A 613-nucleotide genomic window follows, 5' to 3' on the forward strand; every position below is an offset into this window, starting at 1 on the left:
GCTTTCGTTAATTTTTGTCTATTTCAATTTGAATTAATCTCAAGATCGTTCTATTTAGTGCTTGTACCTTTTTTTGTTTTTCCCTTAAACCACCTTTTCTGTTTATAACTTCATCCACTAAGTTTTCGAATTCAATTTGTTGTAATAGCGAGTTATTGTCAATTTCAAATCCAGATTTTGGATAGGTAATACCGAAACTTGGATATTGACTATCAACATTTAACCAACTTCCGTTCTCCTTGATATAATCAATTAATAGTGTATGATGATGCAATGCAGCTTGCTCTTTTCGATAAAGCTCCTCGATTGTTTGGCCCCAAGAAGATAATGATACTCTTAAAGAGTCATTTTCGATAATTCCTATTTTTCCTGAATTTATGAGGTCAGCTAAAAATCCATTTTGCGAAAAGTATATTTGATAATTTCCAATTGGGATTAACATTGAGTCTATATCAATTTCGCTTGAACTTCTAAATTTATTTCCAGTTTTTGAAAGTATTTTTAATCCTACTTTTATTTCTCTATTAGTCGTCTCAATTAATTCTTCTATCGATGATAAATTAAATTCAAAATCCTCTTTTAAATTTGCTAATGCTGACTTTTCTTCATTTCT

General features: G+C 29.5%; 1 protein-coding gene. It reads right to left on the minus strand.

The window, feature by feature from the left end:
• Positions 1–7: 7 nt before the first annotated feature.
• A partial coding sequence (locus AAGF08_RS20445) for a hypothetical protein (protein ID WP_343513311.1) occupies positions 8–613 on the minus strand: 606 nt, incomplete at its 5' end.

This window comes from Algoriphagus sp. SE2, assembly GCF_039563885.1.
Lineage (GTDB): Bacteria > Bacteroidota > Bacteroidia > Cytophagales > Cyclobacteriaceae > Algoriphagus.